This window comes from Brenneria populi (assembly GCF_036016195.1).
Taxonomy (GTDB): Bacteria; Pseudomonadota; Gammaproteobacteria; order Enterobacterales; family Enterobacteriaceae; genus Brenneria; species Brenneria populi.
Genome location: NZ_JAYWTM010000007.1, coordinates 268,490 through 291,184, shown reverse-complemented (window position 1 = coordinate 291,184; position 22,695 = coordinate 268,490). Strand labels below are relative to the sequence as shown.

Annotated in this window: 22 protein-coding genes; 11 read left to right on the top strand and 11 right to left on the bottom strand. The window is 37.6% G+C overall.

Annotated features, from left to right (window positions below; translation table 11 throughout):
- Positions 1–74: 74 nt before the first annotated feature.
- Positions 75–407, top strand: coding sequence for a YegP family protein (locus VSX58_RS11335; RefSeq protein WP_327618160.1), 333 nt, complete (start codon positions 75–77; stop codon positions 405–407).
- A 275-nt stretch (positions 408–682) separates the two neighbouring features.
- Here VSX58_RS11335 and VSX58_RS11330 read toward each other — a convergent pair whose 3' ends face one another.
- Both VSX58_RS11330 and VSX58_RS11325 read right to left on the bottom strand, forming a co-directional pair.
- The gene (locus VSX58_RS11330) at positions 683–967 is read right to left on the bottom strand and encodes a conjugal transfer protein TraD (protein ID WP_327618159.1); all 285 of its coding nucleotides are present in this window, start codon (positions 965–967) and stop codon (positions 683–685) included.
- 28 nt (positions 968–995) lie between these two features.
- Entirely contained in the window at positions 996–1,289 is a 294-nt protein-coding gene (locus VSX58_RS11325) for a hypothetical protein (RefSeq protein ID WP_327618158.1), read from the bottom strand.
- 917 nt (positions 1,290–2,206) lie between these two features.
- Between VSX58_RS11325 and mobQ the strand changes: the two genes are divergently transcribed.
- The gene (gene mobQ, locus VSX58_RS11320) at positions 2,207–3,628 is read left to right on the top strand and encodes a MobQ family relaxase (protein ID WP_327618157.1); all 1,422 of its coding nucleotides are present in this window, start codon (positions 2,207–2,209) and stop codon (positions 3,626–3,628) included.
- An 89-nt stretch (positions 3,629–3,717) separates the two neighbouring features.
- Here mobQ and VSX58_RS11315 read toward each other — a convergent pair whose 3' ends face one another.
- From VSX58_RS11315 to VSX58_RS11305, 3 genes are all read right to left on the bottom strand, one after another.
- The gene (locus tag VSX58_RS11315) at positions 3,718–4,515 is read right to left on the bottom strand and encodes a hypothetical protein (protein ID WP_327618156.1); all 798 of its coding nucleotides are present in this window, start codon (positions 4,513–4,515) and stop codon (positions 3,718–3,720) included.
- A 93-nt stretch (positions 4,516–4,608) separates the two neighbouring features.
- The gene (locus tag VSX58_RS11310) at positions 4,609–5,064 is read right to left on the bottom strand and encodes a hypothetical protein (protein ID WP_327618155.1); all 456 of its coding nucleotides are present in this window, start codon (positions 5,062–5,064) and stop codon (positions 4,609–4,611) included.
- Between the two features lie 10 nt (positions 5,065–5,074).
- On the bottom strand, positions 5,075–5,959 hold the full coding sequence (locus tag VSX58_RS11305) for a transposase (protein ID WP_327618154.1): 885 nt from the start codon (positions 5,957–5,959) through the stop codon (positions 5,075–5,077).
- Positions 5,960–6,231: 272 nt separating this feature from the next.
- Between VSX58_RS11305 and VSX58_RS11300 the strand changes: the two genes are divergently transcribed.
- Both VSX58_RS11300 and VSX58_RS11295 read left to right on the top strand, forming a co-directional pair.
- Positions 6,232–7,236: a DNA-processing protein DprA gene (locus VSX58_RS11300; protein WP_327618153.1), complete on the top strand. Its 1,005-nt coding sequence runs from the start codon at positions 6,232–6,234 to the stop codon at positions 7,234–7,236.
- Between the two features lie 11 nt (positions 7,237–7,247).
- Positions 7,248–8,531, top strand: a complete 1,284-nt coding sequence (locus VSX58_RS11295) for a hypothetical protein (protein WP_327618152.1) — start codon at positions 7,248–7,250, stop codon at positions 8,529–8,531.
- 186 nt (positions 8,532–8,717) lie between these two features.
- Here the strand turns inward: VSX58_RS11295 and VSX58_RS11290 are convergent, their stop codons facing one another.
- The gene (locus tag VSX58_RS11290) at positions 8,718–8,978 is read right to left on the bottom strand and encodes a hypothetical protein (RefSeq protein ID WP_327618151.1); all 261 of its coding nucleotides are present in this window, start codon (positions 8,976–8,978) and stop codon (positions 8,718–8,720) included.
- A 20-nt stretch (positions 8,979–8,998) separates the two neighbouring features.
- Positions 8,999–9,553, bottom strand: a complete 555-nt coding sequence (locus VSX58_RS11285; protein ID WP_327618222.1) for a membrane lipoprotein lipid attachment site-containing protein — start codon at positions 9,551–9,553, stop codon at positions 8,999–9,001.
- A 439-nt stretch (positions 9,554–9,992) separates the two neighbouring features.
- On the opposite strand from VSX58_RS11285, the gene VSX58_RS11280 reads away from it, so the two are divergent.
- The 4 genes from VSX58_RS11280 (at position 9,993) to VSX58_RS11265 (ending at position 12,538) form a co-directional block, all read left to right on the top strand.
- On the top strand, positions 9,993–10,469 hold the full coding sequence (locus tag VSX58_RS11280) for a DUF4755 domain-containing protein (RefSeq protein WP_327618150.1): 477 nt from the start codon (positions 9,993–9,995) through the stop codon (positions 10,467–10,469).
- A gap of 146 nt (positions 10,470–10,615) precedes the next feature.
- Positions 10,616–11,110 carry a hypothetical protein gene (locus VSX58_RS11275; protein ID WP_327618149.1) on the top strand — a complete coding sequence of 165 codons (495 nt, stop codon included), beginning with the start codon at positions 10,616–10,618 and terminating at the stop codon, positions 11,108–11,110.
- Positions 11,111–11,215: 105 nt separating this feature from the next.
- Positions 11,216–11,668, top strand: coding sequence for a hypothetical protein (locus VSX58_RS11270; RefSeq protein ID WP_327618148.1), 453 nt, complete (start codon positions 11,216–11,218; stop codon positions 11,666–11,668).
- A 237-nt stretch (positions 11,669–11,905) separates the two neighbouring features.
- The gene (locus VSX58_RS11265; RefSeq protein ID WP_327618147.1) at positions 11,906–12,538 is read left to right on the top strand and encodes a hypothetical protein; all 633 of its coding nucleotides are present in this window, start codon (positions 11,906–11,908) and stop codon (positions 12,536–12,538) included.
- 498 nt (positions 12,539–13,036) lie between these two features.
- Here VSX58_RS11265 and VSX58_RS11260 read toward each other — a convergent pair whose 3' ends face one another.
- From VSX58_RS11260 to VSX58_RS11250, 3 genes are all read right to left on the bottom strand, one after another.
- The gene (locus tag VSX58_RS11260; RefSeq protein WP_327618146.1) at positions 13,037–14,290 is read right to left on the bottom strand and encodes a hypothetical protein; all 1,254 of its coding nucleotides are present in this window, start codon (positions 14,288–14,290) and stop codon (positions 13,037–13,039) included.
- 346 nt (positions 14,291–14,636) lie between these two features.
- Entirely contained in the window at positions 14,637–17,228 is a 2,592-nt protein-coding gene (locus VSX58_RS11255; protein WP_327618145.1) for a DotA/TraY family protein, read from the bottom strand.
- Positions 17,229–17,330: 102 nt separating this feature from the next.
- Positions 17,331–17,864 (bottom strand): hypothetical protein, encoded by a 534-nt coding sequence (locus VSX58_RS11250; RefSeq protein ID WP_327618144.1) that lies wholly within the window; start codon positions 17,862–17,864, stop codon positions 17,331–17,333.
- 466 nt (positions 17,865–18,330) lie between these two features.
- Between VSX58_RS11250 and VSX58_RS11245 the strand changes: the two genes are divergently transcribed.
- The 3 genes from VSX58_RS11245 (at position 18,331) to VSX58_RS11235 (ending at position 21,749) form a co-directional block, all read left to right on the top strand.
- On the top strand, positions 18,331–19,239 hold the full coding sequence (locus VSX58_RS11245) for a hypothetical protein (protein WP_327618143.1): 909 nt from the start codon (positions 18,331–18,333) through the stop codon (positions 19,237–19,239).
- 236 nt (positions 19,240–19,475) lie between these two features.
- The gene (locus tag VSX58_RS11240) at positions 19,476–19,733 is read left to right on the top strand and encodes a hypothetical protein (RefSeq protein WP_407654867.1); all 258 of its coding nucleotides are present in this window, start codon (positions 19,476–19,478) and stop codon (positions 19,731–19,733) included.
- Positions 19,734–20,030: 297 nt separating this feature from the next.
- Positions 20,031–21,749: a retron Ec67 family RNA-directed DNA polymerase/endonuclease gene (locus VSX58_RS11235; RefSeq protein WP_327618142.1), complete on the top strand. Its 1,719-nt coding sequence runs from the start codon at positions 20,031–20,033 to the stop codon at positions 21,747–21,749.
- A 235-nt stretch (positions 21,750–21,984) separates the two neighbouring features.
- On the opposite strand, the gene VSX58_RS11230 is transcribed toward VSX58_RS11235, so the two are convergent.
- Positions 21,985–22,671 carry a hypothetical protein gene (locus VSX58_RS11230; protein ID WP_327618141.1) on the bottom strand — a complete coding sequence of 229 codons (687 nt, stop codon included), beginning with the start codon at positions 22,669–22,671 and terminating at the stop codon, positions 21,985–21,987.
- Positions 22,672–22,695 lie beyond the last annotated feature (24 nt).

Genomic DNA, 22,695 nt, shown 5'->3' with positions numbered 1-22,695 from the left:
TCAGGCATACTGGTTTTGCATAAAATGCGTTTTCAAATACTGTTTACATCATCGATTTAAATCAAGGAGTTCATATGTCTGGTTGGTTCGAATTGAGTAAGAGCAGTGATGGTCAGTTCCGATTTGTTCTTAAAGCAGGTAATGGCGAAATTATTCTTACCAGCGAGCTTTATACGACAAAAGGAGCAGCAGAGAATGGCATTGCCTCTGTTCAGGTAAATAGTCCTTTAGATGAAAGGTATGAAAAGAAAGATTCCGCCAATGGAAAATTCTATTTCAATTTAAAAGCGGCCAATCATCAGGTTATTGGGACAAGCCAACTGTATGCCACCACGCAATCTCGTGAAACAGGCATTGCATCGGTAAAAAATAACGGAAGCACCAAGACCGTGAGAGATAATACCTGATCGTATTATCTCTGAGCCAAATCCTACCTTTTGGATTTGGCTTTACAGCAAATATTTAACTTAAATAATAATTAGCACTATGACTGAATATATCTATCGAGTTGACACTGAAGTTGATATCAAGAAAATTCAGGATGGACGCCACCAATCACAATATAATAATTATCAATTGATGCAATTGGTTAAAAATGATTTATTCATATTCACTTAGCAGCTCACCGACCTAAAAACAAGTTTTAGGTCGGCTCACCGTACGGACGTGAAAAAAGGAAAATTTACTGCTTGGATTTATTTAAAACACTTTCAATATAGGCTTGACCTTGTGCTCTGTAGGCATCAACATCACTTTCATTAAGATTCGGGATATCAAGCAGAATCCCAAAAACCAATTCCTTATCTACATAACCAATATCACATCCTAAAACTTTGGCAACCTCTGCGCCGAAAATAATTTTCTGACGCGTGTTTTCTTTTTTCGTTTGCTGTTTCTTTTTAGCTTCCAAGAAAAATAGGCGTTCCTGTGCTGAAGCAATTTGTTGTTTGATTGTTTTTCTTGTCATGATTTTTCTCCTTTATATTTTTATAGTTTTATTTGTCGTCAGCATCCCAATCCAAAAATGAATCTGAATAGTTGTTTTTTACTATCGGCTTTTTAGGCCTGTATGGAATATTTGCGTATTCGTATCCTGATGCTATTCTTTTCTTTATGGACTTAATACGAAAACGAAAATAATCCTTCTCCTGTTTTTCTCTCATCTCCTCTCTTTTACGGCTAATGATATCTGTTGCCTTAGCATAGGCTTGTTCAATGTTAGTGTAGATACCATCCTCAATTAATCGTCTTGCTACCCAATCAATGGCCTCATCATGATTTTTATGCATACTCTCTCCTTGTAATATTCAGTGCAATTCAATTAACACATTTTTAATATTTTTCAATAGGATAGAACATTATATTTTTATCTGATGATCCACATACTCATCAGCCAAATATTTATTCCCAAAGCCACAGAATTTATTGTCATTAAATTAATGGCCTACCAAGCCTCATGTTGTTCTCCTTTTATTTCACGCCTGTTATTCTCTACTTTATTTTTATTGAAATGGCAAATTAATATAATAAGGCAGCATTTCGTGATTGTTGACGACAATCACTTGCTGTGAGGGATTGTCCCGATGATGAGGGTTCGAACTCAATACAAATTTTCATTTTTTCTCCATGCTCAGGTATGACCAGTTTAAGAAAATGTATGAAACTGAAAAGTGAAATCAAATTTAACAACACTATGCGATAGTAATCACTAACTATTTTATCTAATACTCACCACGTTACTTAATTTTGATCATTAGTGTTTTTGTTTTTACCTGTTGCATTTTATCCTGAAAATTTTCTATTAACCTGTGAATTGTGCAACAGGGAAAACTATCGGCTATAACAACTATTTTCTTGTTTTAGGTCTTTCCCGCCTTACGGCGGGATAAATTAATACTTCCCTTGTCCTTCGGACGCTATCTAAAACCCATCCGTGTAATATCGCGGAATACTTCGCCCTTTCATCCAGATAGCGCCGCTTAATTCGGCGTTTTGTTTTACAGTCGTTAATATATTTCGTATTAATTAAGTAGAGGCTTTTACATTGTTAGAAAAAACAATGCCCACTTATACACTCACTTCGTGAGCGTGTGGGGTCTACCGACGGTTGCCTGCCGCAGGCTAAAAGCAAAACCAAGGTCAACACATAGAGTTTTTCTTACGAAAAACTAACAGCAGCATGGTCATATTTGAGGTTAATTAGTATATGGCGATATTTCATCTGGAGTTTAAAATTGTGAAACGTTCTGAGGGCATGTCTTCCTGTAGGAAGGCTGCCTACCATGCGCGTTGCAAAATAACAGATGATCGCACTGGCAACACATATGATTTCAGCCACCGAACAGATTTATTCCATCATCAGATATTAGCGCCAGCTTCCTCGCCTGCTCATATTATTGAAAGCTCAACAGCCTTGTGGAATGAAGTAGAAAGAGTTGAGCGTCAAAAAGACGGTCAAACAGCTCGTTATTTTGATGTAGCTATTCCCTGTGAACTTAGCAATGAAGACAAGATAAAATTGGTTGTTGAATACTGCCAGACAAATTTCGTTGATAAGGGCATGATTGCCGATATCGCATTTCACGATCTTGATGGTAATAATCCCCATGCTCATGTGATGTTGACTTTGAAACCAATCACTGCTGATGGCTTTGGTAAAAAAGAAAGAAGCTGGAACGACAAGAAAAACGTAATCCTTTGGCGTGAATCATGGTCAGTGATTGCCAATCGCTATCTGGCTGCTGCTGGTAGCAATGAGCGTATTGATCATCGTTCTATTGATGCTCAATACAATGAAGCACTCGAAAACGCCACTATTACCTTAGATGTAGAAGCAAAAGCATTATGGCTCGCCAAGGCAACAGCAACCAGCCGTCCACCTATGCAACGTGTCCATCGTGCCAAGTGGAACAATAAGAGCGTTCAGGAAAAACGTGCTGCTGAACAGGCTGTTCGTGATGAGATGAAACAGGAAGCACAGGCCACATACAACACCTTCAAAGATTTAGATCTGCAGATCGTTGTTGACCTTAGAAGTTTCACCGTATCCGAAATGCCTGAGCCTGTTGAAATCGTATTGCCTGAAATACAACCTCGAACAGAGTTCTCTGAAACAGGTTCACAGTCAGCATCTGAAGGCCAAAAACCTGTTCTCGTTGCCCCTACGCCTCATACACGCACTAAACTGAAAACCTCATCCTTCCCAACTGCCAGTACGGTTAAACGCGCTCCTGTTAAATCTAAGAGAAAGCAGGCTAAACCTCGTCAAGATGGTATATTTAAACGTTTCACGCGGTTGGTAGTAGAATACATAAAAGAGAAATTTGTCTGGGCTAAGAAGAAACCTGCACCTGTTTCCGTTGATGCTGAACATGATAAGCGTATTGCTGAAAACTATGTCTTTGATGAGGTTCAAGGCATCTATGTGCCACGTACTGAGTATGAAAGACGCGCCAGATTCAACAGTGACACTTATAGTCCAACACCTGATGCGATTAGACGCTTTCCACGTCGTCCAGTTAAACCAGCACAGCCTGATAGCGCTCTTAACTACAGACCAACACTAGCGGCTGATGGGAAACCGCCAATACCCAAACTAAGGCCACATAATGGCTATAAAGATAGATAACAACTATATTGTTAAAGATAATCTTTCGTCAATAAACGCTCACGATAAATTGTAGAGCGTTTATCATATCTTAAATATTAGCAGATCATCTATAACTTAGGATCATCTAAAAATTGTTGCATAAGCATGACCTTAGTTTCAACTCCTAAAAAAGCATATATTGCTTGAGCTTTTTTTACTAACTTACTATCGTTAGATACAAATATATCAGAGTATCTCCCATATATTATATGAGAAACGTCATGAAGCCTTGATCTATACTTTGTCTCTTTTTCTCTATAGTAGCCAAGTTTTTCAAGCCAGTTAGCGATTAAATTTATAGAATGTTCTAAAACGCAGAACCTGTCTCTAATTATTTTCGGTGGTGATTGGTCGAAATGCCACGAATTGAAGTATTTAATAGAATCCTCTTGACTTATATATTTATTAATCACCAATGAACAAAGTAACCTCTCTTTATAGTGGGCGTGTTCAAGAACATCTTCAGGAAGTATATTATTCATCTCTTGAGGAGAGCCTGCGGGATTATCATTAGCATCGACAATAACCTCTCGATCAATCATCTCGGCTTCATCATTTCTGTCATAATATCTTATAACTCGTTGGAAGCATTCAATCGGGTATTCCGTACCAACGGCCACGCTTTCTCTTGTATTTGGTCTTAAGGAATTATTTCCACAAAGGTCTGTCAAAAATGAAATATCTCTATCAATAATTTTTTTATTTACATTATATCTCTTGTATGACACGGCAATTTCTTCTAAATGCGCAGGGCTAAATAAAAAAATATTTCCATTTGATTTCAAATCATCTATCTTCCTACTAAGCTCATCTGCATTTCCATTACGCAAATAAATAATAATGTTATGGTCCAAATATATTTTCATCAACTCACCCTGTTAAACAATAAAACATAACATTTTATATCAATAGCATATAAATTTAAGGAAATCATCACATTTTTATCACGTTATTTATGATCATAATTTACTGTCGAAATGAAGAATGGCCGCAAGTTTTTCTTCATCCGTTCCCCATACTTGGCCGAGTTCATACTCGTTGTCATCGATGCTCTGCAGGTGGCATAGGGAGCCATCCTCATGAATTTCCATATAGAGAAACCAATGACCCTGTAGCGCTCTACAATTCGGACAGGTGTTGGCCCAATACTTCGCTCCCGCTGTCTTGGAATACCGGTATTGAACTGTATGTGGCTTTCTTCCGTTATGCCTTTCAAAATCAAAGATAGGGATTACTTCACCGCATCGGTAGCATTTCATGATGTCGGCAATACTCTTGCCATGATCGACAGGAACATTGATAGGCGTGTAGAGTTCACGGGGAATTTGCCACCGGCTGCAGGCCGCAATCACTTTCCTAAAGTGCGTCAGGCAAGACTGGCAGATAGAAAGGGAGTGTTCAGAATTCTGTGTCACGGTAAATGTCCTACAGCGTAATCACGTTATTCAGTCGCCCGTCAAAATAAATGGCTAACTGCGACAAGGTCAGGTTCCAGTTCTGGATTGGCATTGTCCATTTCTCCTGCGCATTCATTCGCCCCAGATAAAGCAGCTTCAACAGGCTGTTTTCGTTCGGGAATGCGCCTTTGGTTTTCGTCAGCTTACGGAACTGCCGATGCACCGATTCGATGGCGTTGGTGGTGTAAATCACCTTGCGGATATCCGCCGGATAGCGGAAGTACGCTGACAGGTTTTCCCATTTCCGACGCCACGACTGGATAACCATCGGATACTGCTGGCCCCATTTGGCATCCAACTCATCCAGCGCTGTCTCCGCCGCCTTGCTCACATAGCGCCCATCCCCACGGATTTTATAGTGGATGGCATCCAGCCAGACGAAAGGATACACCGGTTCCAGCGGGCGCTGCTGCCAGTATTTGAGTTCGGGGATGACCTTGTCGGTAACGGCACTGATGGTGGCCGTGGAAACGCTGAACGCGTACAGGTCTTCGATTTCCCGGCTGATGTCGGCGTAGCTCATGCCGAGGGCGAACAGGCGGATAATCTTGTGCTCAATCTCGTCGGACAGGGTAGTCTGGTGCTTCTTCACCAGTTGCGGCTCGAAAGTGCCATTGCGGTCGCGCGGCGTGGCCAGTCCGAAGCTGCCGGTTGTCGCTTTGATGGTCTTTTTGTCGGAGCCGTTTTTACGATTGGCGTCCACATCCTGAGCCAGATGAGAATCGAGCTCGGCGAACAGGGCAGATTCAGTTAACTGTTTGATTAACGGCGTTAAGATGCCATCTTTGCCGGTCAGGGACTGGCCGGACTGGAGCGCTTTCAGCGCTTTGTCGAAATCGAAGGGTTGGGACATGTGTCATTCCTTTTTTGGGATATGTTACTGGAATGAAACGGAATTTCTAACGCTCTTGTGCAATCCCTACAAACCGCCGAGGTTCATGGTTTGTCTACATGTAACTTCATCCATGCCGTGTCAATTACTAGCATGAATAGGATTTTACATAGTGACTTACAAACGTTGCTCTCAAATTTATACGCTTAACTGTATGATATCACATACTTAACCACACGCTTTTGTTTTGGCGGTGCCCCTTCTACACAACTGAACAAATATATGATAGAACAATGAAAAGTCTTGTAACTTGGCGTGTGAAAATGACAGATACTGAACAGGCTCGATGGAACACTGAAAGTGCTGCATTATTGGCTCTTTCATCTATACGTGGCGTCAGCTACTGGTCTTTATATAAAGTAGCTCAAAACGGTATAAGGTTTCGGGATATCATAACAGCAAATACATTTCAGAAGTTCGAGGATCTTTTAGGGGTAAGGCTTAATAAAACTTTTTTTAATATTTCTGAGACCACTTGGCCCGAATTCAGAAACAGCATGATTGACGCCGCAAAATCATTATTAATTAATTATCATGCGCAGGGATTTTCAATAATTCATCATGGTTCACCATCCTATCCGGAAAAACTAAAAGAACTTACCAACCCACCGTATTGGCTTTTTACACAAGGGGATATGTCCCTATTGGCTAAAAAATGTGTGGGTGTCGTAGGAACTAGAGAACCAAGTAAATTAGCAACGTTTCTTACTCAGTCTGTAATATCAAACTTCATAAATTTGGACTATTCGATAGTAAGTGGGTTAGCGTTTGGAATTGATCAGATTGCACATGAATCCGCTTTGATGTTTAAGGTGCCAACTATTGCTGTTCTAGGTACCGGCATTTACTCAAATTACCCTAAAAACAGTGAAGCTATCAGAAATGATATTGTCAGCAAAGGTGGCCTGATTGTGACTGAGTACTTACCAGACCAAAAACCCAGCAAAGAAAATTTCGTTCGTCGCAACAGAATTCAGGCTGCAATCAGTGATATCTTAATCCCTGTTGAGTGGAATATTAAAAGCGGAACTGCACACACTGTTAAAAGTGCTTCTGAACTCAAAAGAAAAATATTATGTCCAGTATTTGGAGACATGGCTGAAAATGAAGAAATTAAATTTGCGCAAAGTAACTACGGTGCAGTGTTACTTAAAACACCACTAACCAATGATAAAGAATTTGAAAAAATTCTAAACTCCCCCTCACTCAATACACTACAGCAACTGACATTTTTTTAATGGGAGTCATTATGCTTCTCAAAGCTGTCATATTCTCTGTAAGCGATGTTGTATTACCGACAAGATCGAACCCTCATTCAACTGAAAAAAAGAAATCCATAAACAAAGAATTCAGAAAATTATTAAACTTCCTATCATCTAAGAATATTCAAACAATATTTCTTACAAATAACAACAGGATGGTTTTCAGCGATAACAAACAGATACCGTTAAATGAGTTTTTTGCTAAATACTATCCAAATTCAAAACACTACTGCCGTGCATTAAATTCAGACATCCCAGCCAAACAAAGTGGTCGGGCGATTAGTTTTATAATGAAAGATCTAAATCTCGAAAGAAATGAAATTATATATGTAGGCCGTTCTGATGAGGACTTGCAGGCCGCAACTAATGGAAAAGTTTTATTTCTTAATGCAACGTGGTTTGAACCAGTTAATGAATATGGATTTCTTTTTTCATCACCTAAAGAAATTGCCCGTTTTATAGATATTTTTTGTCTGCGCGAAACCACTTGGGGATGGCAAGGCAATTTAAAGAATGCACATTACTACGCATTAGCCCCTTTTAGCACTTATCTTGCAGATTTTAGTCTTTACTCAGAAAATGCCCGGTCGTTAGCAAAATTATCAATAGGGACTCCAGATTTCTGGATCAGATACTTAGCGGCGAGTATATTTTTCTCTGGATTAAGTAATGGCGCAAAATACATAACGACATATGTGGGCCACAGCTCTGACAATCCTTACAAACTTGGTGGGATAATGGAGCATGATCTAAAAGGCCTCGCAGTAGCATTTAAGGGAAAATACTTAAAAGACCTATTTATCAGGCATACTTCGGCGGATAAATCACAAAATGTCCGCAGACAAGGTGGCGATGTATCAATAACCTCTCAAATTAATACAGTCCACCTGAATCCGGCCCCTATAAAAAATTCAAATACTGGTGAGCGTTATGTTAACCCACCAAAATTAAGAGGAGCCAAAGTCTTAATTATTGATGATTTTTGTACGGAGGGAAATGCTCATGAAACCGCAAGGATGTATCTCAATGCTGCTGGTGCTGAAGTCGTAAGTATTTCGTGGTTAAAAACTATAAACAGAGACGTTAAAGTTTTTGAACCTAATAAACGCCTGACGCCTTGGAAACCTAATACCCTCAGTGTTGAGCAAGTAATACCAATAGGTTCAATTAGTTATCGTGAAAATCTTACAGGCAGCGAAGCACCACAGGAACTTACGACAAAAATTCAAAGATATGATAACTGGGACTGGCCTGACTTGGTGAATATTTGAATGATTATGGTTATGACTCACATGAAGGTGTGATGTCATTAATAACAAATCGCATGAATGTCCGCTTCAGGCACGGATCAGTCAGTCTACAGTCTGTAGTGAGTTGGTGTATTAGTTTCGCCTTTTCACATACAAAAAAACCATACCCTGATAAATCAAAAGTATGGTTTTCTGTATTGAGGCTGATTACAGCCTTCGTCTGAAAACCACATTATCAGAGAAAATCAGCTTACCCGCTACAAAACCCACAATAGCGATTATCGGTAAACTGATAGTAGCCCCGGCTATTCCTGTAGACATCCCTATCAGGATCGACAGGCCGAAAGACAGTAAGATAATCACAACAGCATACCACTGCGGAAAGGCCCCATATAAAACAGAAGCCTGACACCCCGTACAGACATGAACGCCGCGCTGGCTTTCTTTGAAGCAAAAAGGACACTGCATTTTATTTAGTGAGAACGTCTTTAGTTAGCTTTCCAACCGTTATTGGTTTTCACCAGAACAATTTTGGCTTCTTCTGGTTCAGCCATACCTTTCACACCAGAGAAGACATCTTTATCAACCCATCCCGGCACATCGGCCAATTTCCATGTATATGAAACCTGCGTCACTTTTAGGCCATCAGCTTCACTGGGTTCTGTCCAGTTCGTTATCTCAGCTACAACACGATGACCAACACAGGCACCGTCTTTTTTGTCCCAAAACTCAACCTGTTGGCCTTGATCCGTCACTTCCAGAACATCAACGCTACTAAAGCCGTTAGACTGCCTCGAAACAGCAAGCAACCCTTGATCAGATAACCCCCTTAAAATTTCATCGCTGGCGCTGTATCCGGCAGAACGATAGCCACTGTTAACCCGGATAGGAAAACCTTTATTAAATACAATGTTATTGTCCTGCAATGAGTAGCACAGCTTGGACTTTGAAATTTTCGCATTAATCGCTTTCTCAAAGTCTCCTTTCTCACCACATCCCGCCAAAACCAGAGCTGTGCCAGCAACGAGTAAAATCTTCTTCATCTTTCCATCCCTTTCTGAATGATTACCAATGCGTGTTCTTAGGTGTTTTGCCTGCGCCAGTAGAGACGTCATCAAGCTTTGATAGGCATAGCCCAACAAAATAACCTGTTTAACCAATTGATATAATTTAATTATTTTCACGACTCGTCATATCGTTTATAACGATCAAAAACAAAATAACGATAGTAATTAACTATCATAATTAGTTATTCGATCGATTAAACTAATTAAAACACCGATCGATAAACGATTTTTAATCGTTACTATCTATCAATATGTAATTATCGATCTGTTATACCGATCATTTTGCTTGAGATTGGCTTTTAGAATGGTATGCTTGCCACGCAGGGATAGATGCTTTGGCAGAGAAAAACCAAGCCAGAAGCGTCTTTTAATGATTAGCGGATGTAGTTAAGGCATTGGCGGGGAGACAAGCAAAGTGGAAGCTGTTCTTATCATATTTTTAGTGGTGGCTTTTATCATTATCATTACCACCATAGACATACAAAAAAAGAAGCATTACAACTCTTTTTCAGAAGTATTGGACGGTGATATTTTATCGTATGAATGCCAGAACACAGGGATTGTCATTGATACCAAGCAGCGCACCGTTCGCATCTTTAATAAAGAACAAGATAAAACCTACTCTTATGACAACATCAGGGAAATTAACTACACCATATCAGAAGCCGGTAAATTTTATGGTAATGGGACGTTGCGAGGAATGAATAATGCCGCTATCGCTAATGGAAAAGAAAAGCTTTTAGCGAATCAACGTTCAGGGATAACGATCTTAACCGATGATATTCATAATCCGGCTTGGAAAGTAAATATCCCAGCCGTAAATAAATCATCTGCAGGCAATCAAGGTCTTTGCGAGCGTTGGATATTGGTATTCCATAAATATATATTATAACAATACTTGGCTAGTTAATATTATTAATATTTTTTACTGAATGATTACTTATTAAAAACATTAATTAATAAAATTATTTGCTTTTTAATTGATTAATGTTTAATTATATAACTATGTAATAAATATTTGACAAGGGGATATATAATATGGCGGGTGGATATTGGGGTAAAGGTAATAATCCATATTGGAACTATGATTATGAAGCAGCTAACAATCGTTCAAGATTGAATCAAGCAGATGCCAATGCAAATCAGGCACAATTAGATGCTCAGGCAGCGCAGTTTGAAGCATCCGCAGCAAACGATAAAACTCATAATCTTCAAATGCGCCTTAACCAGACAATCAATAGTCACAAGAAGGTTATTGATGGGTATGAGCAACGCTTGGAACAACAAAGGATGATTTCATTTAAATTGATAATGAAAGTAAATATATTTGAGCGAACATTAAATCGTCTTCAAGAACAATGGCCTGATAATAAGGAAAATATATTGGATGAAATCCAGCTTCAGAAAGACCATTGTTCAGTCGAAGAATACAGAGAAAAATGGTGGAAATGGATAAATGATGGTGGTCTTACATTGGAGGCAAATTGTTTAAAATTCCCGTTCCCTGATAGAGAGCTAAAAAATAAACCATAAGGAGAGATATGCCTATCTCTTCATAAATCTCTATTGCATTTACTAAAGCGCCGTTAATCATGCTTCCCATTCACTCGCCTATAATTCCTCTTCATGGATATTTTGATGAAAAAATCATACGACGATCCTAAAACAAAAGAACCAATCAATCCCAACCTATTTAACGAAGAAGAAAGTGTCAAGCGAAAAGGAAATAAAAAACAGCCAATTAAAATGAGTAGCCAAAATAGTATCTGCAATATACCAACATGGATTATCCTCATGATTATACTGCTGATTATTTTTGTAATTACTTTTTCCCTTAAACAAAAACACCTAACTGTTTCTTTGGCTATTCCTGTAGCTTTTATTCTAACTTTTGTTAAAGCGAATTGGTTATTTGGCCTCATCGAAAAGATCCCAGAAGATAGTAAAATAATTTCAAATATTAAAGCAACAAGCATAGTTAAACAATTTAAGATATTATCCAGAAACACAATCAATCAAAAGCAGTGGATAAAGAATACTATTTTCTTTGTAGGACTAGCCATCATTGTAGCGATCCTTAAGATTGAATAAATTGCCTTGCGTAATGCCTCAGCATCTGTTGAGGCTCTATCCCCGTTTTCTACGTAAATTCTCCAAATCTCATCCATACTGAACATCACAGTATTCGCGTAGCAATGCTGAAACCATTCAAAAACGAACTAACCTTGCCGAAAAGAACCGCTCTACTGCACTAATAGAACTTTTCAACACGGACAGGTTATGGCAGATTAGTGGCATTATAATCAACGACGGGGACAGAGAAAAACAATGGCAATTGGACTATCATCGATAGCATTGATTGGAGCTTCAGCTGCGTTGGCTGCTGTTATCTTCAAAAATAAAGAACCGCGCGTGAAAGAGGTTATTGACTTAGCACAATTCACTCCTGAAGAGATTGATGCATCTCCACAACTAAAGATCGTTAAAAACGATCTAAACGCTTATTTAACTGGTATTCAAGATGTACAGTTTCATGAAATACTGGTAGATATCATAGATAAATATAATAAACCTGTTGGATATTTTTCAAGATTAGAAGGTCGTCTAACATTAGATTTACCTTATTATATAGAAATCAAGAAAAATAAAAAATGGTATGGGGATTTTGTGGGTAAAGAAAACCTTTTATCGTATTTTGTCCATTTTATGGTTTTTATCTCTCTGATATTTTTAGCCATAAATTATGAAAATCACCGAAACAACTGGGTAAAATCCGCATCACTTGGATTCTCAGCCACCGCAGGAGTCGTTCTCTACTATTGGTTTTCCAGTATTGAATTTAAGCACAAACGTTATACTTCTCCTAAAGAATTAAAAGAGTATGAAGATATTTTTAGGGATTATGCTAAGAAAAAACAATCAGATAATATAATAGTAAAAGATAATACTTTAGATAAATAATGCCACCATTATTATTTTCTATATCTGGAGTTAATATATAATTCATTGATTATAAAACATAGCTTTATTCATCGAGATTTTATAAAACCCACAACCAACACTATCATTACTCCATAGGAAATAATTAATGATACTATCTTTATCAATATTTTATTTTTCTCGAAACGCTTATAAAGCCACTCTGAAAAAACATCACAAACAAAAAACAAAGGGACACCAACAAGATAATCGTGTTTATTTCTAATGCACGAATCAAACAGGACGAGGATCAAAACCAAAAATAAAATATTACCTCTTAGTTTTCCCATTATGCTTTCAAACTGCTCATATACCTTAATCATCAATATCTCCATAATTTTTTATCTTTAATTAACTGATCGCTTTAGAAAAAGCAAATTTAGTAAATTGAAAAAAATATTCATTACCTCATGTATTAATAACCATGTAATAAAAAGAGAGCCGAAACTCTCTATATACCCTCATTTATTACAATGAAAATTAATTGGATGAAGCCTGAGTTGATTTTGACGCATTAGTTTTCAGATTATTCAATATTTGCTTATCAATGGGTTGTAGCTGTTGGCCTATCAGAGCTGCAAGCAAAATATTTGTGTCTTCTGTTCTTTCGATTTGAAGCATTTGTAATCTTAAATCAAGCGCCTGCATTCTTGCTTGCTCATGCGCAGTTTCCTTTTCATCAGCACTACTGATCTTAACCTGCCAAGCATCAGCACCTGTTGTATCCGCATAACGGGAATAGATCTCATATCTCAACATTTCCCATTCCGATGGATTATCAGGGAATGTCGCGCCGGGGAAAAGGGTTGCATACTTACTTTTCACGGTCGTATCAGTCCACGCAAGATTAGCGCCCTGTGTAGAACCTAATGAAGATCCTATGTTGGCTCCTCTGGAGTTAACCGATACATTACTTGCTTTTTTTATTGCCAGTATGGAATCAATAGCGTTTGTTCCAGCTGTGCTTCTGGCGACAAAGCTTGAAAAAGCTGAAAGATATTCACGCCCTTCAGACGTATCTTCCAGACCTTTGTTCTTTAATGGTTCAACAGGTAAGTTTCCTATAAGATTTCTTTTTGCAGCCTCGGCAACTTTTATCTGACTAATATTATAAGATTGATTTGAAACCTTATTAGCTACAATATCGGATTTAGATAATGGTGGCGTAATTAAGCTGGATGCAGACTTGTCCTTATCAGGATACTGGCCTATAGTGCTACATCCACCTCTGTTATATTTTACGTCCTCTTCGGAACAAACACCTATCGACACCCTGCCAATAACATTACTTATTGCTTCGCTTTTACCATCTTTCGCTTCTGTAAAAATCTTAACACTGTTTTCAGACAGAGCTTCTTTAGCTGAGCTTGTATTCGATCCTGCTGAACCACGACCACCCGCTGATGTAATTTCTTCACAAGCATTGGCATCAGGTATTCTTTTTAAAATATTTTGCATTCTCTGTTCTTGGATGGCTTGATTGGCATTACTTACAACCTGATTTTTCTGATTTTCATTTGCTGTTATCGTTGCCTGTGCCAATTTATCATTCATCGATACCAGTGTTTCAATCAAACCATTTCCTAATGACGTAGGAGATTGTCCCATCAAATAAGGATCAAGAACATAGTTCGTTACTGGATAAGCGGCCGCTGCATAGTTTGTATATAAAATGGCGAAGCATATTGCACATGTTGTTCTTAATGCTTTTATTTTAAATTGATTATTATTCATTGCCCTACTCCTTTTATTCATTACACTCCTTGTTAATTAATCAATTTAATACGCACTGTCAAATAACAACAAGAATTTAAATAGAATACAGTGCTAAAAATTCTCCACTTTATTTATTATCGACCACTATTGATATTTTATATGGATAAATCCATCATTTCAGAGACAAGCTCATCACAGCGATGTGATGTTGACAACAATCACCAAGCGCTGCTTTATTTAATCACATTTATATAAATGACAAATAACCATTTAATAAATATCTTGAAATATTTTCAGATAAATAAATTTGTATTTATCACTTAAAATTAAAGAGGGTCGTAGCCCTCTGTTAATACTTTATTCATCACTGACTCGGTTCTTCACTTCCACCAGAAGATCCATTACTCCCCCCTTTATCAGGAGCCTTAAAATTTTCTATTGGAGTTCCTTTACTTTGAAGATTTTGTGGCAACAACGGTCTGTTATGCTCACCAAAAGATACCGCTCTGTTAGCCGCTTTTTGAGCGACATCCATATAGCCTGCTGCTCCTGCTGTATCTCCTACTTCTTCCGCAGCCTCAGCCGCATTATAAGCAGAGTTAGCTGTTTCAAGAGACTGATACTCATTTTGTTGATCTAAGGGGCCAGCATTGCTCATATGCGTTCTAAATGAAGATCCTGTTTCCCTTGCTCTATTAGAAGCTTGCTTTTGCCCATCCTGCTGCTTTTGCTGCCTCATAAGTTCTTGTTGCTGTTTCTGCTGATCATTACTCTTTTTCTGATTACCAAGGTTATTTATGCCATTAAGAGCATGAGACATCTGATTTAGTGAAGCCTGAGTAAATTGTGCCGCTTCAACACCTTTCGTTGCTGACTGAGCATATCCTCCCATGTTTTGCCCACTATGAGCGCCCATCCACTTCATCACTTCGTCAGGTAAGACGTGGATTAATGACATTGATTTTCTGACTACCATGATCATGGTATATGCATATAGCCCTATTACAGCCAGACCTTCAATCAACCCAATAAAACTGTCTCCTGCCATCATCGAAAATGCGCCGCCGAACGTCTCATTAACGATCCCACCTAAAATTGGCATTATCGTTAATGCAGCAATGAATCCGATGACCATTAATGCTGGACGTAGCGTCAATGAAAGGACAAGGCTATAACCCGCACCACCACGACCGACAACACCATCGCCATCTGGGTTCAAATGGACAACTACCCATAGTGGAGCAGCAACCATCGCTTCAACACATAACACGATCCAGCCAAAGCAAACACCGAACCACATCAGGTAAGGCATCATAGGAATAATCACCGACAAAGTATCTCCGGCCATCCACAAAGGAACCGCCAGTACCATCGCTGTTTGTATTCCTCCCCATACGCTGCCAGACGCTAAACCCGCTATAGCGCCACCACCCACTAATCCCCATCCAGCCCATGTAATCGTATCACCAAGGCTTTTTACTCCTAAAATTGGGTTGACTGCTTGTAGATTTGAACGGGTAGTATCAGTAGAGAAGGAAACAATATCTCCCTGTTTCATGCCATTTATGACGCTTCTATTGAGAAATCCTGTAATTGCTCCTGACAAACTTTTATCGGCTTCCGTTTTCAAACTGTTAACGATTATACCTGCATCTTTTGCACCTTTTTCGTTTCGATCTTTCAGAATATCCTCTTCTGTATTTTTGCTCTTAATTTGCTTATCCAATCCGTTAGCATACTTTGATGCAGATGTTGTTCTTGCCATATCCTGACCCACTTTATCCATAATGGCTTTTAACTGGCTATCGAAAATATCTTCATATTTTAGCGTTCCTATGCCAGCTTTTGGTAATTTATGGGCCGCACCATTTATCGCATCTTGGATCCTGATAAGCTTCATCGACCAAGCTCCGGCCATAAACCAGCCATCTTGCTGAATATTCTCTTTAAAACCATCCCATTTTGATCCATCAGAGAACAATGCCTTTACCTTAACGTCAATGTTATTAACGTAATTATCAACAGCACTATTAATATATGTTTGAAGATCAAGATTGTTATCAGCTACATAGGCATGTGCTAACGTTTCCATTTTTTCATCAAGGCGTTTGAACTCAGAATATTGAGTTGTTATGACTTCATTAACTTCACCTTGCAGATCTTTTGGCACGTATCCGCTATACCTCATAGCAATGCCAGAGGCTTGTTCTTTAACACCGTCAGGATCGGTTAAAGTAATCACACCACAGGCAGATCGTGAATAAAGCAGACTTTTATTCATTTCGTTGCCTTCATTATTGGCACCATAGTAATAGGCAATCACTGACGCTGTTTTGTCTTCAGTTATACCAAACTTAGGTTGTCCTGAGCGTGGCATATTTTTAAATGATTTGGTCCACAATTCATCGGCTTTAATCATACATACATGATTAATAAAAGCCGTCTTAGCAACACTATCGAGTTCCTGATAAGACGCTGAGGTCGTTATAACTGCGCCATCGGAAGGATTTGCAGCATAGGTATTCCATATTGTATCCGCAAGACCAACACCCTGATTGATCATCCACAACACCGCGACTTGTGCCGCACAGAAACCACCTGCTGCAGGAAGTATCATTGCCGTACCTAATGCGGTTCTTACTGGCAACCACATAGAAGACCATTTCTTACCCAGCATTTCCCCGTCATGTGCCGTTGACATGGTTCCTGCAATAAGGGTATACGCTGCCAAAATACCACCAACCAATAAAACTGCACTATTTAAAATAGTGAACATACTCGATAGTGGGCTTTTTGATAGATCCTCCGGGAACAATATATCTAATACCCATAGCTTTGATTTGTCAGTTTCTGGTACAGTAAAAAGATCAGCGGCATGAGCTGATTGAATTAAGAGCAAGCAAACTAATATTGCTAATAATATCGCAGATAGTTCTTTTTTCTTTATGTTTTTCATTTTTCATTCCCTGTTTTTTATGCAACTCACAACGTGAGTTACATGCTAAAAACGAAATATTTATATTTCGGCAAAGCCAAATAGTTATATTTCTCTTTATTTTTACTTCATTGAATTACTGATGCTGCTCCAGACATCAGTTGAACTGCCATTCACATTGACTGAACTACTTGATGAAGATCCGGTTCCTGTTGAAATGCTTCCGCTTGCCACATTCCCAATCACAGGCATATCAATTGAAATACTTTCTGAGATATTTCCCATCAATGAACTTATCTTTTCTCTCGCAAGAGAACAGGCTTTACTTATCGCCGCATCTTTGGCTTTTTTAATGATAGAATCAAAACTTGGTAAGTTTATACCAATGTTTCCCGTAGGCCACGCATCGGTACATCCAATAGTCTCTAATGAGTTATTAATATTTGACATAAAATCTTCGGCTACTGTCTCTAATTGAGCTGCATCGTTTTTCATCGCATTATATTGAGCTTGTTTCATACTCGATTCTACGGTAGGACTACACACAGCGGCGCTGGCATTTGTTGCTGCAAGAGACATGAATATAGCGAAAGGTAAAATATATTTTATTTTAATTATAGAACTTTGTTCGTTTTTCTTTATGTTGTTCTTTTTCATTTCATACTCCATTGTTAAATTTATTTTTAAGACCTCACTTGTTTAAGAATTTAAATAAACAGGATCAATTAATATATATTAAATATTTTTAAATTAATCAAGTAAACGTCTATTTTAAATTTGACAATGATTTTGTTTTAAGTATTATTAAGTAGTAAATAAATAACTACTCCAAATGTTAATTTTATTACATACCTTAAAGAATCCAGAGTTTTTCCTTGCTCTGGATTTTTTTGCACAAAAAATAATTTATTATTTAGTTTTATATGGAAACGTTTCATATTTTTTGAACAGTTTACATACTGTCTGTAAAAACGTTATCAATTATATATAGAATTTTTTATTTTAAAAAATAGGTTGAAATAGTGTTTAAAAGAAGTTATAAAGGATAGAGTAAGGTTTTTTAATATGTAAGCATAATACTTTCGATTAAATTGTTATTATTATATACACAAAGGAAAAGCATATGCCAGAAAATGGAATACGGAGTACATACTCTCAGAGTCCCTTTCAAATATTGATGTACGATGATCAGGGTCTTATTTCAACTGGTACGGCATTTTTCTATTCTCTGGCTGAAACATGGTTCCTGATTACAAATTGGCACAATATTTCCGGGAAAAATTTTCTAAGTAAAGAACCTCTATCTGGAAATAGATTTCCAACATACATAAAAGCGAAAATTTCAGTATATTACAAAGATGGAAAATCATCCAATAATGATTTCCTACCTGTTGGACATAAAATTAATATATATGAAAACTACACACCAGTGTGGTATGAACATCCTGTTTTAGGATCAGATTGCGATGTTATTGCAATACCTATGGTAAGGCCCCAAAATTGTCCTGATTTCATGCATAATGCTGTAAACCTAATTAACACCAAAAGGATTCCAGTAAAACCGGGGAATAGCTCATTTATCATTGGCTTTCCCAGTTCTTTAAGTATTGGATTTGGTCTCCCTTTATGGAAATCAGGATATATAGCATCAGAGCCTTACTATCCTGTTAAAATCGGGGGTGAGGTTTCTGAAGTTGGGGGGCTAAAAAATGGCAAAGAACTACCTGCATTCTATGTAGACACCTTAACTCGCGCAGGAATGTCAGGATCACCAGTTTTCGCATCCTATACAGGAAACTGGGACATGACTAATCCATATAATCCAATTAATCCAGATGACCCCTTATTCTGGCAGCGTGATGACATAGCATTGGGTGAGAATAGAATGGAATTTGTTGGTTGCTACAGTGGCCGGATAGGTTTAAAAGAAGAAGGAGCTGCACTCGGTCTTTGCTGGACAGTAAAAACTATAAATGAAATATGCGAGGCAAAGACTATCGGAAAGCATCCTCATGTGTCACAAGAAGAGTAACGATGCAGACTGTAGGTAATACTGTTGCCGGATAGAATTCTGCACCGTTATAAATTTGACACAAAATGATGTGTCTATGCCCATTTCTCGCTGTGAGTTCAACTGTTCACTGCCGATTATTAGGTTTAATCGTGTTTTAACACAGAGCGCTGCCAGATAAAACCTGAGTATTATACATAAGAAATCAACCTATGCAGATATCTCCTAATCATTTTCGGCATCCTTTTGAATTCTTATTGCCAATTCACCAACTTCTTTTAGGTATAGTTGGTGAACCACAAACACGAGCAACTAATGACGGCCAAGAGATGTGGTCCTATTCCAGCATGTCAGGTGAGAGCCAGATATCTAACTACATTCCCGGTCTGGCTCTACTGAAGAACAGCAGCACGGCCCATATGAAATCCTTAGAGATCTGGTTCAAAGGGGATGTTGTTGACCGATATAATTTCAGTCAAACGGCGAGTAAGATATCTCGTGGATTATTGGATTAATCTACTTATTTTAGCCATAAAAACTTATCTAAAAGATAGATAGTTACAATTATAAATAATTCGCGGCGGTATATTAACGATAATCAATCAAAAGCAGTTTAATGAAAAAAAGAATTGAAAAATGATATTTATTATGAAACCATAAGAAATGGTGCGCAGGCAGATTTTTAGGTTGTGTTTCGCAACCTTTTATTTTCAATGTTACAAGTTCTCGCCTGCTATGATTCTCATAGCGTATCTTGCGGTCAACGGTTAAATGCATAGGAGTGCCCGCGCACCGCTATTCAAGGAGCGACGATGACAACTCAGCTTTCACGTTTGAAGCTTTGCTTTAGCAAACCAGATTTTGCTCGGCTATTAGAATTAAATCCGGTATTTTTAACTAGAGTTGTCTATATGAGAGATACCGAGAAACTCTATACTGATTTTACTATCTTAAAAAAAAATAAAACAAAAAGAGTTATTTCAGCTCCAGACACAGAGTTGAAAGAGATACAAAGAAAAATTTCTGACTTGCTTTTGGATTGTCTTGCCACTATACGCCATGAGAATAAATCTGAAAATAAATTATCTCATGGTTTTGAACTGGGTAAAAATATAATAACCAATGCTGAAAGGCATAAGTCAAGAAAATGGGTTCTAAATATTGATCTCTCAAACTTCTTCGACCAATTTAATTATGGAAGAGTAAGCGGTTATTTTATTAAAAATAAGTTCTTTGAACTACAAAATAATATAGCCAATCTAATAGCCAAGATAGCTTGTTATCAAAATAGGCTCCCTCAGGGGAGTCCTTGCTCGCCAGTGATTACAAATTTAATTATGCAATCACTTGATCAGAGACTTAATAATATTTGTAAAAGAAATGGCTGTACTTATAGCCGTTATGCTGATGATATAACCATATCTACAAATAAAAATATATTCCCTAAAGCTATTATATCAAGCCATAGTGATACAGATGTTAATCTAAATGGTGGATTTATTAAGGAGATACTACGGGCTGGGTTTAGTATAAATAATGACAAGGTTCGCCTTCGTGATAACACGCTAAGACAGGAGGTTACGGGGTTAACAGTAAACTCTAAAGTTGCAGTTGATAATAAATACTCTCGTAAAGTTAGAGCTATGGTTCATAACCTATTTTTAACCGGAGAATATACTCTTGTAGACAAAAAAACAAGAGAAACTCGCGCTGGTACAATAAATGAAATTCAAGGCATGCTTGGATTTATTGACTCAATCGATAAATATAATAATGGCCTTCCCTATAATATAAAGAGCAATCTAAACAAGCGAGAAAGGTTGCTTGCTGATTTTATTTATTTTATAAGATTTCACGTTAATGCAAAGCCAACAATCATCACAGAAGGGAAGACTGACATAACCTACTTAAGAGTGGCATTAAACTCACTGCACAAAAAATACCCATCACTTATTGAAAAAAAGAAATCATATAAAGGGGAGATAAATAATTATAAGATTTCTTTTTTTATTAAAAATGCAAAAACAAAATTTTTGTTAAAGTTAGAAGACGGTAGCTCACATATAAAAAATTTCATCAAAGACTATGATAAAAATATAGAAAGATATAAGGCGAAAGGTGGTATTAATCCCGTTATCATTATCTTGGATAATGACAGCGGTTCTACTGGAAACAATGGTATATTGTCATTGCTTTCATCAAATACTTTTCCAAGCATAAAATTAAGCCGTGAAGATATAAGAAAGAAGAATTGGTTATGGGTTACAAAGAATCTTTATATTATATTCACGCCTCTAAAAGATGATAAGGATTCGTCGCTTGAAGATTTATTCGATGCTAAAACATTAGCCACCACTCTTAATGGTAAAGTATTTAACAAGACCAATAAAACCTGTAAGTCCAATGAGTATGGGAAGGAATATTTTGCCAAACACGTGGTTTTAAAAAACAAAGAAAAAATTGATTTCACAAGTTTTGTTCGAATTTTTGACTCTATTGAAGAAATAAATAAGCATCACTCTAAAAAATAGCATCCGGTTATTGTTGTCATCAGTAATGATATAATTTAATAACATTATTCAATATAAAACCATCATTTAAATAAATACGACCACGCATCAAGGATGATATCACCGTCCTACCGATGGAGAAAATATTTTAGCTAAGGATGACTAAGTCTATAACAAAAGAAAAATTATTATCAAAAAATATCATCTTATACGTATTAGTTCAGTCCTAACCTAATACACTATGTACCTGTGTTTATCATCCAGCTTTGAACATGACAACAGCGATCTTAAGCCTATCAACAGCATGAGATAACGCTTCATAGAGATCGCCCTCAATCTCATGCTCGTACTCACCATTCCTGAACATCACCACATAGCCATTGGTCAGATCTCGCTGACGTATGGAGTTTACAGGTTCTATACCAATGCTGATGCCAGAATGTAAATACTCAGCCACTGGATAGCCCATGTTGTCATGGATAACGATATCACCATCGGCTTCCAGCACTGACAAGAAGCTGTCTTGGTGTAGGGATTCACGCAGATCCTGCAAGCCAAGAACGTTCATCAGTTTGGGTTCATCCGAGTGATTAGCTTTCATTCTGCCACAGTAATAATAATCATCCAGTTTGCTAACGGGCGTGTTGGGATGCTGACAGTTATAGGTTTCAGTTTCTGACATCAGCGATCTTATTGTATCTTCGCTGACTTGGCTGAGTTCAGAAATTAATCTCCCATAAACATTTACCATTCGCTCACTATCACAGGCGTTTGCAGATTCTGATAAGAAGTAAGAATCGTAATCTTTCACATAAATGTTATTACCGTTTTCAAGGATAAGATTTATTCCTTGTTCATTTTCTTCCATGTCTTTTACTATGCAGGTCAGGAATGGAATTTTTTCATGGGCGTGAAAGAGTGTAATGACTTTAATATTATTCATTCTTTGATTTTCCTTTTTGCTTTA